At 53.4% G+C, this 11,514-nt stretch carries 11 protein-coding genes; 10 read left to right on the forward strand and 1 reads right to left on the reverse strand.

Annotated features, from left to right (window positions below):
- Positions 1–63 precede the first annotated feature (63 nt).
- The 9 genes from tgt to SOM48_RS15625 all read left to right on the forward strand — a co-directional run bounded on the left by tgt (position 64) and on the right by SOM48_RS15625 (position 10,073).
- Complete coding sequence (gene tgt / locus SOM48_RS15585) at positions 64–1,191, forward strand: tRNA guanosine(34) transglycosylase Tgt (RefSeq protein ID WP_023481912.1); 1,128 nt, start codon at positions 64–66, stop codon at positions 1,189–1,191.
- 21 nt (positions 1,192–1,212) lie between these two features.
- A complete protein-coding gene (yajC, locus tag SOM48_RS15590) occupies positions 1,213–1,545 on the forward strand; it encodes a preprotein translocase subunit YajC (RefSeq protein WP_023481946.1) in 333 nt (110 codons plus the stop codon).
- 27 nt (positions 1,546–1,572) lie between these two features.
- Complete coding sequence (gene secD, locus SOM48_RS15595) at positions 1,573–3,420, forward strand: protein translocase subunit SecD (protein WP_076769460.1); 1,848 nt, start codon at positions 1,573–1,575, stop codon at positions 3,418–3,420.
- A gap of 10 nt (positions 3,421–3,430) precedes the next feature.
- Positions 3,431–4,402, forward strand: coding sequence for a protein translocase subunit SecF (gene secF, locus SOM48_RS15600; protein WP_023481942.1), 972 nt, complete (start codon positions 3,431–3,433; stop codon positions 4,400–4,402).
- Positions 4,403–4,634: 232 nt separating this feature from the next.
- Positions 4,635–5,252, forward strand: coding sequence for a response regulator (locus SOM48_RS15605; RefSeq protein ID WP_320512288.1), 618 nt, complete (start codon positions 4,635–4,637; stop codon positions 5,250–5,252).
- Positions 5,253–5,266: 14 nt separating this feature from the next.
- Complete coding sequence (locus tag SOM48_RS15610) at positions 5,267–5,986, forward strand: Hpt domain-containing protein (protein ID WP_320512289.1); 720 nt, start codon at positions 5,267–5,269, stop codon at positions 5,984–5,986.
- Positions 5,987–6,049: 63 nt separating this feature from the next.
- Positions 6,050–7,369, forward strand: coding sequence for an ATP-binding protein (locus tag SOM48_RS15615; RefSeq protein WP_320512290.1), 1,320 nt, complete (start codon positions 6,050–6,052; stop codon positions 7,367–7,369).
- A 168-nt stretch (positions 7,370–7,537) separates the two neighbouring features.
- Positions 7,538–9,106: a glycosyl hydrolase family 18 protein gene (locus tag SOM48_RS15620; RefSeq protein ID WP_054804381.1), complete on the forward strand. Its 1,569-nt coding sequence runs from the start codon at positions 7,538–7,540 to the stop codon at positions 9,104–9,106.
- Between the two features lie 196 nt (positions 9,107–9,302).
- Entirely contained in the window at positions 9,303–10,073 is a 771-nt protein-coding gene (locus tag SOM48_RS15625) for a lytic polysaccharide monooxygenase (RefSeq protein ID WP_076769463.1), read from the forward strand.
- A 98-nt stretch (positions 10,074–10,171) separates the two neighbouring features.
- On the opposite strand, the gene SOM48_RS15630 is transcribed toward SOM48_RS15625, so the two are convergent.
- On the reverse strand, positions 10,172–10,855 hold the full coding sequence (locus tag SOM48_RS15630; protein ID WP_034814117.1) for a LuxR C-terminal-related transcriptional regulator: 684 nt from the start codon (positions 10,853–10,855) through the stop codon (positions 10,172–10,174).
- Between the two features lie 233 nt (positions 10,856–11,088).
- On the opposite strand from SOM48_RS15630, the gene gspG reads away from it, so the two are divergent.
- Complete coding sequence (gspG, locus tag SOM48_RS15635) at positions 11,089–11,511, forward strand: type II secretion system major pseudopilin GspG (RefSeq protein WP_042712149.1); 423 nt, start codon at positions 11,089–11,091, stop codon at positions 11,509–11,511.
- Positions 11,512–11,514 lie beyond the last annotated feature (3 nt).

Genomic DNA, 11,514 nt, shown 5'->3' on the forward strand with positions numbered 1-11,514 from the left:
GTTGTGGAGTGAATCCGCAACAGAGAGTAATCATCAGACTGTCTATCTGGTGTTGGAGAAAAGATGAAATTCGAACTGGATACCACCGACGGACGCGCCCGCCGCGGCCGGCTGGTGTTTGAGCGCGGCGTGGTTGAAACGCCGGCGTTTATGCCTGTTGGCACCTACGGCACCGTGAAAGGGATGACCCCGGAAGAGGTCGAAGCCACCGGTGCGCAGATCATTCTGGGTAACACCTTTCACCTCTGGCTGCGTCCCGGCCAGGAGATCATGAAGCTGCACGGCGATCTGCACGACTTTATGCAGTGGAAAGGGCCAATCCTTACCGATTCCGGCGGCTTCCAGGTGTTCAGCCTCGGCGATATCCGCAAAATCACCGAAGCGGGCGTTCACTTCCGTAACCCGATCAATGGCGATCCGATCTTCCTCGATCCGGAAAAGTCGATGGAGATTCAGTACGATCTCGGCTCCGATATCGTGATGATCTTTGACGAGTGTACGCCGTACCCGGCGGATTGGGATTACGCCAAACGCTCAATGGAGATGTCTCTGCGCTGGGCAAAACGTAGCCGCGACCGCTTTGACGGGCTTGGCAACAAAAACGCGCTGTTCGGCATTATTCAGGGCAGTGTTTACGAAGATTTACGCGATATCTCCGTCAAAGGTCTGGTAGAGATAGGCTTTGATGGCTACGCTGTCGGCGGTCTTGCTGTGGGCGAACCGAAAGAGGATATGCACCGCATTCTGGAGCACGTCTGTCCGCAGATCCCCGCAGACAAACCGCGTTACCTGATGGGCGTAGGTAAACCGGAAGATCTGGTCGAAGGCGTGCGTCGCGGCATCGACATGTTCGACTGCGTCATGCCGACGCGTAACGCGCGTAACGGCCACCTGTTCGTAACCAACGGCGTGGTGAAAATCCGTAACGCAAAATATAAGAGCGACACCAGCCCGCTCGATGCCGAGTGTGATTGCTACACCTGTCGCAATTATTCGCTCGCCTACTTGCATCATCTCGATCGTTGCAACGAAATACTGGGCGCGCGTCTCAATACCATTCATAACCTGCGCTACTATCAGCGCTTAATGGCTGGTTTACGCAAGGCTATTGAAGAGGGTAAATTAGAGAGCTTCGTAGCAGATTTTTACCAGCGTCAGGGTCGACCGGTTCCACCTTTGAACGTTGATTAATTTAATAATGAGGGAATTTGAATGAGCTTTTTTATTTCTGACGCGGTAGCGGCAGCAGGCGCACCGTCACAGGGCAGCCCGATGTCTCTGATCCTGATGCTGGTAGTATTTGGTCTGATTTTCTATTTCATGATCCTGCGCCCGCAGCAAAAACGTACCAAAGAGCATAAAAAGCTGATGGACTCCATCGCGAAAGGCGATGAAGTGCTGACCAACGGTGGCCTGGTTGGGCGCGTAACCAAAGTAGCGGAAACCGGCTACATTGCTATCGCACTGAACGACACCACTGAAGTGGTAATCAAACGTGACTTCGTAGCTGCCGTTCTGCCGAAAGGCACCATGAAGGCGCTGTAATTTTCGTTTTTCCCAAAGGGAACTGCCGTGTTAAACCGTTATCCTTTGTGGAAGTACATCATGCTGGTCGTCGTCCTTATCGTCGGCCTGCTTTACGCACTTCCCAACCTCTATGGTGAGGATCCGGCTGTTCAGATCTCTGGCGCGCGCGGTGTCGCCGCCAGCGAACAAACTCTGATCCAGGTCCGGAACGAACTAACAAAAGAAAAGATCAGCTGGAAATCTGTGGCGATGGAAGAGGGCACGGTACTTGCTCGCTTTGAATCGACCGACACCCAGCTGCGCGCCCGCGAAGTCCTGCTTAGCGCATTAGGCGACAAGTATGTTGTCGCGCTCAACCTCGCACCGGCAACGCCTCGCTGGCTCTCCCTCCTGAAAGCGGAACCGATGAAACTCGGCCTCGACTTGCGTGGCGGGGTTCACTTCCTGATGGAAGTGGATATGCAAACGGCACTGGGCAAATTGCAGGAACAGAATATCGACAGCCTGCGCAGCGATCTGCGGGAAAAAGGCATTCCTTACTCCACCGTGCGTAAGGAAGATAACTATGGTCTTAGCATTCAGTTCCGCGACAGCGCGGCGCGCGACCAGGCGAATACCTACCTGACCGGCCGTCATCGCGATCTCGTCTTCTCTAATCAGGGCGATAACGTGCTGCGCGTGGTGATGAGCGATGCGCGCCTGAGCGAAGCCCGTGAATATGCTGTTCAGCAGAACATCAATATCCTGCGTAACCGTGTCAACCAGCTTGGCGTTGCCGAGCCGCTGGTGCAGCGCCAGGGCGCTGACCGCATCGTGGTTGAACTGCCGGGTATTCAGGATACGGCGCGCGCGAAAGAGATCCTTGGCGCGACCGCAACGCTTGAGTTCCGTCTGGTTAACACCAATGTCGATGCTTCCGCTGCGGCAAATGGTCGTATTCCGGGTGATTCCGAAGTGAAAGAGACACGTGATGGGCGGCCAGTTGTGCTCTACAAACGCGTGATCCTCACCGGCGACCACATTACCGACTCAACCTCCAGTATGGATGAGTACAACGTGCCGCAGGTGAACATTTCACTGGACAGCGCGGGCGGTAACATCATGTCTAACTTCACCAAGGACAACATCAATAAACCGATGGCGACCCTGTTTGTGGAGTACAAAGACAGCGGTAAAAAAGATGCCAACGGTCGTTCGGTACTGGTGAAGCAGGAAGAGGTGATCAACATCGCCAACATCCAGTCTCGCCTTGGTAACAGCTTCCGTATTACCGGTATCGAAAACGCCAACGAAGCACGTCAGCTTTCACTGCTGCTGCGCGCAGGTGCGTTGATTGCGCCGATTCAGATCGTGGAAGAGCGTACCATCGGTCCAACCCTTGGGGCGCAGAACATCACTCAGGGTCTGGAAGCGTGTCTGGCCGGTCTGGCAGTGTCGATCATCTTCATGCTCTTCTTCTATAAGAAGTTTGGCCTGATCGCGACTTCAGCGCTGCTGGCGAACCTGGTGCTGATTGTCGGCATTATGTCCCTGTTGCCTGGTGCAACGCTGACCATGCCAGGGATTGCGGGGATCGTGCTAACCCTTGCGGTAGCGGTGGATGCTAACGTACTGATAAACGAACGTATTAAAGAAGAGCTGAGCAACGGGCGATCCGTACAGCAGGCGATTCACGAAGGTTATCAGGGCGCGTTCTCGTCCATTTTCGATGCCAACATCACCACGTTGATCAAAGTGCTTATCCTTTACGCGGTCGGTACTGGCTCAATCAAAGGCTTTGCAATCACCACCGGTATCGGTGTGGCGACGTCCATGTTCACCGCTATTGTCGGTACCCGTGCCATCGTCAACCTGTTGTACGGCGGCAAACGCATTAACAAGCTGTCTATCTGAGGAGTGCGTTGTGGCACAGGATTATACTGTTGAACAATTGAACCATGGCCGTAAAGTCTGGGACTTTATGCGCTGGGACAACTGGGCTTTTATCATTTCCGGCGCGCTGCTGATCCTCTCCATCGTTGTGATGGGTGTTCGCGGCTTTAACTGGGGCCTGGATTTTACCGGCGGTACGGTCATCGAAATCTCGCTGGAAAAACCGGCAGATATGGACGTGATGCGCGAAGCGCTGGAGAAAGCGGGCTTCCAGGATCCACTGTTGCAGAACTTCGGTAGCAGCCGTGACATCATGGTACGCATGCCACCTGCGCAGAGCGATAACGGCGGGCAGCTGCTGGGCAGCAAAGTGGTTAGCGTGATCAATGAAGCGACCAGCCAGAATGCCGCCGTGAAGCGTATTGAGTTTGTCGGCCCGAGCGTGGGCGCGGATCTGGCACAAACCGGCGGCATGGCGCTGCTGGTAGCGCTGATCAGCATCCTTGTCTATGTCGGTTTCCGTTTTGAATGGCGTCTGGCGGCGGGCGTGGTTATTGCGCTGGCGCACGACGTCATCATTACCATGGGCGTGCTGTCGCTGTTCCAGATTGAGGTTGATCTGACCATCGTGGCCTCGCTGATGTCGGTGATCGGTTACTCGCTCAACGACAGTATCGTGGTATCGGACCGTATCCGTGAGAACTTCCGTAAGATCCGTCGCGGTACGCCGTATGAGATCTTCAACATCTCGCTGACGCAGACGCTGCATCGTACCTTGATCACCTCCGGCACAACGCTGGTGGTGATCCTGATGCTCTATCTCTTCGGTGGCGCGATGCTGAAAGGCTTCTCGCTGACGATGCTGATCGGTGTCTCTATCGGTACGGCCTCTTCTATCTATGTTGCTTCAGCGCTGGCGCTGAAACTTGGGATGAAGCGCGAGCATCTCCTGCAGCAGAAAGTGGAAAAAGAGGGGGCGGATCAGCCCTCGATTCTGCCGTAACAAACGAGCAATAATAAAAAACCGCAGCGTAAAGTTGCGGTTTTTTTTGCCTGAAATATACGTAGTGTTTATTGGTTAATTATTTTTATTTGTTATATGTATTATTTATGCAATTTTATTCACTTTTCTTGCGTTATTACTAATAAATATTCACCCTCCGCCGGGAGGTTTTTGCTAGAGTAGCCGCCACTCTCGTAACGACGATGCCACCTCAACATCCGTAAGCATGGTAATGGAAAAAAAGATCCTGATAGCAGACGATCACCCCATCTATTTAATGGGACTGCGCGCATTACTCTCACCGCTTTCCGGGCAATATCACATTGCTGACGAAGCGCTCACCACTGATGACGTAATAAGCAAACTCGAACGTGATGATATCGATATTCTGATTACCGATTTCAGTATGCCGGGGGATAAATATAACGATGGGCTTGCGCTTATGCAGCTAATAAAGCGGCGCTGGCCCGCACTGGTGATTATTGTAGTGACAATGATCAACAACCCCGGAATTGAGCGCGCGTTACGGCAACTCGGCGTACACGGCGTGCTCAGCAAAGCGGGTCTCTCAACGGAGCTGGTACATTTTATCAAAGGGCTTACCGGCGCATTTGCATCCAGCAAACCCTCCGCCGACGCACCGGCCTTGAGCGGCATCAGCCTGACGCCAAAAGAGAGTGAAGTGCTGCGTCTGCTGCTGCGCGGCTTAACGGTGAGCGATATCAGCACCCGCCTTAACCGCACCAAACAGACCGTCAGCGCACAAAAAAAGAGCGCGATGCGTAAGCTCGGCGTCACCTCCGAATATGAGCTCTATCAACAGCTGCAACAGCTTGGGCTGGTCAGCTGATTACCGACAGAAAGATGAAGAAGCCAGCAAACCTGCTCGTCACCTTTGACCCGTCGCAACAGCGGCACTTAACGCAGCAGTGCAAGCAAGATGTTCTTAATAAGATTGACGTCATTGAGGGTGAATCTGCCATTTGCGCGCTGCGCTCCCGACACTGGAACGCCTTACTCATTGATTTAACCCGTCAACCCACTCCGGGCCTGATGCTTATCGACAGGGTGCTGGCGGCCGGGCTGATCGGCACCTTTGCTCCGCCGCCGCTGTTGCTGGCCTGCAGCGCGACCCCGGAAACCTTTAATAGCTCTCTGCTGCGTCTTAATGGTTTTGACAGGCTTCTTCCTTTACCGATAACCGAAACCTTGCCCATGAGCGCGCCACAGGTGCTGAACCTCAGCGAGTTAAACGCGCTGGCAGGCGGGCAGCAGGCGGTGGTTGACGCGATGATGCCGGTACTTATTCAGACACTTAATGACGACATCCAGCACCTCGCCAGCCTGCCTGCGCAGGCACCGTTCACGGCAATCGCTGAGATCGCCCACCGAATGAAATCCTCCTGGTATCTGCTGGGCATGAGCCACGCCAGACGAAGCTGCATCATTATGGAGCGCCTGCCCGCGCTGCTGGATAACGGGGTCATAAGCGCGCAGGAGAGCGAAAAGATGCGCATCAATTTTATTTCCGTGCTGTTTGCGTCGCTTCGTCAATGTAAGGGGCTGTTACCCGCGCAACGTTAATGTGGTGCCGACGGTTAAACAGCTCTCCCTGCTGTTAATGGTGACTTGTTTAACGCGGAGCAGATGATGCGCAGCACTTCTCGTTATCGCCTCTTATGGCTTGCTTATATGCCGGGGCTTTTTAGCTTCTCTCTGCCAGCATGTGCCGCCACCTCTGCGCGCGGGCACTATGCGGGTTTACTGAGCTCCATTTTTATCGGCGTGCTGCTGCTGGTTTGCGGGCTGGCACTGCGCATCCGCAGGCGTAACCAGAGTGTGGCCTCAACGCTTGCGAAAACTCACTTCCTCGCCATGGTGAGCCATGAAATCCGCACGCCGCTCAATGCGATTCTGGGCATTCTTGAGCTACAAATTAAACAGAATGCGCAGACGCAACATGCCCAGCCGATGCTGGAGGTGGCGCACGGCGCGGCAAAAGATCTACTGGCGTTAGTCGGTGATGTGCTTGATATGTCGCGCATCGAGTCGGGTCATATGCCCCTTCAACCCTCTGCGCAGGAGTTAGTTAGCCTGACCCGCGCCGTGGTGCTGCTCTTTGAAGAGGCGAGCGAGCAGAAGCAACTTGCTCTCCGGTTTTCGGTTGTCGGCGGCGAGAGTTGTCCGGTGCTGATTGACCCCTGGCGCTACAAGCAGATCCTCTCCAACCTGGTGAGTAACGCCATTAAATTTACCCGTGAAGGGGAGATCCGCATTACGCTCTCCCACCAGATAAGGGATGCACAGCGGGTTGCGGTTTCGCTGAGCGTCACCGATACCGGGCCGGGCATTGCGCCAGAGCACCAGGCGCGGCTTTTTACCCCTTTTGCACAGTTCGGCCCCGATGAGGATGGTGCACGAAACGGTTCAGGCCTGGGCCTCGCCATCTGCCGGGCGTTGTGCGAGTTAATGGCGGGGAAACTGACCCTAAACAGCACGCCAGGCAAAGGCACCTGCGTCACCCTGCAACTCACGTTACCGCCGTCACAGGACCCTTATCCGGTGCAGCGAAGCCTGCCCGATATACCGGTTTCGACCGCCACGGGCAGGCGGGTGATGATTGTTGATGACTACCGGCCAAACCTGCTGCTGCTGCGCCACCAGCTTGAACTGCTCGGCCACCAGGTAATCGAAGCGCAAAGCGGAGAAGAGGCGCTGGCAAAGTGGCATGCCCATAAACCGTTTGATTACATTCTGATGGATTGCAATATGCCGTTGATGGATGGCTTTACGCTTGCGAAAACCATTCGTCTTCAGGAGCAGCAGCAGGCTATTACCCGTGCGACGCTGTTGGGTTTTACCGCTATTGCCCAGCAAGAAATTATTGAACAGTGCCAGAACGCAGGAATGGATGGCTGTTTATTTAAACCCTGCAGCCAGCAGGATATTGCACAATGGATAATATAAACGCGGTGCTTATTGGCGAGTGAAAAATAGCATCGATTGTTGCCAGGAATTTTCCTTGTTAATACCTCTCGCTTCTCAATCCGGAAAAGAGGGCGCTAATAGGATTATTAATGGCCGGGATTAAGATGGAGGACAGAATAATTACTTAACCTGTAACAGGAGGTTACATTGAAAAAGCTCTCTTTAGCTGCCTTGATTGGCTCGGTATTACTGACGCAATCTGTGTTAGCGGCTGAAAATAACCGCATCATGAGTTACCTGACATCCTGGGGTCTTCCACAGGACGCCGCGACCCAGTTAGAGAAGTCCAATGTTGATACTTTCTTCCTCTCTTTTGGCGGCTGGAATCAGAATGGTGAGATCTCCTCTTCTGACAACATCATTAAACCTGCTGAATACGACCCGTATTGGCTCTCTCCTTCCTACACCTCCTGGACGCAGACCAAGCTGGCTGCGCCCTCTAAACGTATGCTGGTGGCTTTCGGGGGGGAGACCTATGAAAGAATGTGGGGCTATATTGCCGATGCCGCGAGCCGCGAAAAGATTGCGCAGGGGCTGGTTAAACTGCTGAAAACCGACTTCCCGGTTTACAAAAAGGATATGAAGCCGGAAGAGATGGTAGGCGGCTGTTTAAGCGCCAACTGGGATAAAACCTGCAATATGGCGAGTTTCCAGAAAGCAGGCACGGTTCAACTGGACGGCATCGATTTCGACTATGAAAAAGTGGCCCGCCTGACGCCGCAGGAGAACCAAAACCTGCTGATCCTCGCAAAACGCGTTAAGTCACTGCTCGGGCCGAACAGCGGTAAAGTGCTGAGCCTGACTACCTATCACGTCGGGGCCGATCCTGAATCCTGCGCCAGCCCATCGGTGATGGAAAACTGCTCGTTTATTGAGGATGCCCGTTCGGCGCATCACGGCGAAGTGCTGGGGCTGCTCACCGCCGGGCGCGATGTGTTCGACTTCTTTAATGTCATGACCTATGACGCCGGTCCGCGTTTCCGCTATGACGTCGCGATGGCCAACTACGCGCGTGCAGTAGGCGACAAGAAGAAGATTATTCTCGGCAATACCATCAACTCCCAGTGGGGGCCGGAAGGCCGCTATGTTGAATCCAAAGAGAATAACCTGACGCGTGCGGCCTGGCAGGCAGAGCAGGGTTACGGCGGCGTCTTCGTTTGGGCGCTTGGCTCCAATAATGTTCAGCTCAGTTTCCCGGACCAGGTGAGCTACCTTAATGAGATGAAACAGGCGGCGGGCGGCGACGTACCGCAGGTGGAGAATCATATCCCCGTGGCGAACGCCGTTTATCCGCAAACGGTGACCGGCGCCGCAACCGTGGTGCTTGATGGCTCGGCATCAACAGATCCAGAGGGTGCAGCGCTTAGCTGGAGCTGGACGCAGGTTTCTGGCCCGCATGTGACGCTGACTAATGCTAACCAGCAGAAAGCGAGCTTTACGCTCAATGCGCCGGATCAGGAGAGCACGCTGGTCTTCAATCTGACGGTGAACGATGGCGTGCATGACTCCCTGCCGTTGACGTTGACCATTAAGCACGTTCCGGAGGAGGGCAGCGTCACTATCCCGGATAATCCCGTCGCTGCTGACGAGTGGCAGAGCGATAAGATTTATGTCGGCGGCGATAAAGCCTCGTGGAAAGGGCTGGAGTATAAAGCACGCTGGTGGACACGTGGTAATGAGCCAGGCACGAATGAAGTGTGGCAGGTAGTTGAGTAAGTTCTAGTTGAGTTAATCTTTTTGATGTTTTGGCCGCAATATTTTCATTGCGGCCTTTTTTATTTATCCCGGCTGGGAATTTTCCTCGCTTTATTACGCTGCCTCTGAAGGGATAAAAGAAGGTTGATATTACTGCCGGGGTGATAAGCCATTAATTTAGCGCTGTGGATTTATTTCGCTAATAAACGGAGTACGTATGAATTATTCGAAATTAGGCCTGGCGGTTATTACATTATGCATGGCAGGCGGTGCGCTGGCGCATGGCTATGTCTCTCTCCCGGCGTCACGCGCCTATATGTGCAATGCCAATATGGGTTACCAAAATAAAGAGTGCGGCAGCGGTCCGCTGTATGAGATGCAGAGCGTTGAGGGGCCTGATGGCTTTCCCGCAGCGAATCAAGGGCCTGCGGATGGCCATCTCGCCAGCGCGGGGTTAGCGTCAATGGGCCGGCTGGATGAGCAGAGTGAAATGCGTTGGGCGAAACACCCCATCAGCGCAGGCAAACATGCCTTCACATGGACCTATACCGCGCCGCATAAAACCAAATCGTGGGACTACTACCTGACGAAAAGCGACTGGGATCCCGCGCAGCCGCTGACGCGTGCCTCCTTTGAGACAGAACCTTTTTGTCACATTGAAGGGAAAAACATTCAGCCCAGCACCGGCCCGGACTTGCCTCATGAGTGTACGGTGCCTGAACGGCAGGGCTACCATGTGATCCTCGCCGCCTGGGACGTTGCCGACACGGGCGCGACCTTTTACAACGTGATTGACGTTGATTTCGGTGGCCATAACACCCCTGCGCCGGATGACGATCCGCAGAGCGATCTCCCGGCACAGTGGCATAACGACACCATCTACGTTAGCGGCGACCGGGTGACGTGGGACGGGAAAGCGTACCAGGCGCGCTGGTGGACGCGCGGCAACCAGCCGGGCGAGCATGAAGTCTGGAGCGAAGTGAAATAAGGCGCGGAAGAAAAAACAAGGTCATACAGCAAAGTGGATGGCCTTGTTTTATTACGCTGGCGCAGTGGTGGTGTTAAGTGAAATGGCTGGCCTTGCGGTTACATCGCGATATCAAACATCCTCGTCTGGAACAGCAGGCAGTAGAGCTGACAGTCGGTTCGCACGTTCAGTTTCGCCATCGCCCGCAGCTTATGCGCGCTCACCGTTTTAATGCTGATATTCATACGCCTGGAGATGGTGGTTAATGAGAGACCACGGCAGAGCAGGCGCAGTACTTCACTTTCGCGCGTTGAAAGCTCCTGCGGCGTGATGGCATCGCGGCGGAAAAGGGAGTCCATTAAGCCGCGCTCAATATAGACTTCATCCATTAAGACAGTGGCCATGGCGCGCCATAATGTGCGCTCACTGGTATTGCGGCTGATATACCCTTTGGCGCCGGCTTCGAGGGCAATTCGAATAAGATTGGTGTTGTTATACGGAGATAAGAAGATGATTTTTGTTTTGGGATAGCGGCCTGAAATCCATTTTACCAGCGCGATGCCATCTAATTCTGATAAGGGGCTTCCGGTTTTTATTGTGGTCAGTCCGTAGCCGAGGAAAAGAAGATCAACTTGTTTATTTGCGAGAATATTTAGCAGTTCTGTTTGTTCATGTGTGTCGCCGACAACCTCTATATCTAATCTCTCTGTGTTGATATTACTGGCCTTCAGAGAGTTAATCATCGAGGTCATCCCCCGGCGTATTATCGTATGCTCATCGGCAATCAATATATTAATTGGCATTAATTATCCTCCCAACGTCCTGTAGGAATGAAGAGTACAAAAGCACCATACGGCGTTCCTGACGTTATTTCTATCTGACCAGTAAGAAAAATCAGCGGCCTTTTACGGAAAAGAGATTTCCGCGCGCGGGTAGAGCATTCTTTAATGCCGCGGGAGCAATCAGCTTTCGTCTCTGTTGCATCGGGGGAGAATAGCCACGGTAAACGGCAATTCTTTGAGTGAGCAAGTGAATCATGAATTATCAACAACGCCTTAGGATTAATCAGCAGCAGGGTTTTACACTGCTTGAGCTGCTGGTGGTATTAATGATCATTGCGCTGCTGGCCGGCTTTGTTGGCCCGAAATTATTTTCCAATGTTGATCAGGCAAAAGAAAAAACCGCGTTACGCCAGATGCACGCCTTTGCGGATGCATTAACGCAATATCGGCTGGATACCGGCAGTTATCCTTCAGAGTCAGAAGGGTTAAATGTGCTGGTTGAGAAGCCCGATAACGTCAATAACTGGAACGGCCCCTATCTGGCGCAAAAAATTCCTCATGATCCGTGGGGCAAAGAGTATCAGTGGCATAACCCGAGTCGACAATCGCAAAGCGTATACGAAGTGGATATTTCTACCACTGATAATAATGGCAAGGCCATTGTCTACGGCTTCTGATAA

Source organism: Kosakonia sp. CFBP8986 (assembly GCF_034044935.1).
GTDB classification, from domain to species: domain Bacteria; phylum Pseudomonadota; class Gammaproteobacteria; order Enterobacterales; family Enterobacteriaceae; genus Kosakonia; species Kosakonia cowanii.

Coding starts and splice junctions, on each gene's coding strand:
- SOM48_RS15605 (WP_320512288.1), top strand. CDS start 4,635: ATGGAAAAAAAGATCCTGATAGCAGACGATCACCCCATCTATTTAATG.
- SOM48_RS15630 (WP_034814117.1), bottom strand. CDS start 10,855: ATGCCAATTAATATATTGATTGCCGATGAGCATACGATAATACGCCGG.
- gspG (WP_042712149.1), top strand. CDS start 11,089: ATGAATTATCAACAACGCCTTAGGATTAATCAGCAGCAGGGTTTTACA.
- tgt (WP_023481912.1), top strand. CDS start 64: ATGAAATTCGAACTGGATACCACCGACGGACGCGCCCGCCGCGGCCGG.
- SOM48_RS15615 (WP_320512290.1), top strand. CDS start 6,050: ATGATGCGCAGCACTTCTCGTTATCGCCTCTTATGGCTTGCTTATATG.
- SOM48_RS15610 (WP_320512289.1), top strand. CDS start 5,267: ATGAAGAAGCCAGCAAACCTGCTCGTCACCTTTGACCCGTCGCAACAG.
- yajC (WP_023481946.1), top strand. CDS start 1,213: ATGAGCTTTTTTATTTCTGACGCGGTAGCGGCAGCAGGCGCACCGTCA.
- SOM48_RS15625 (WP_076769463.1), top strand. CDS start 9,303: ATGAATTATTCGAAATTAGGCCTGGCGGTTATTACATTATGCATGGCA.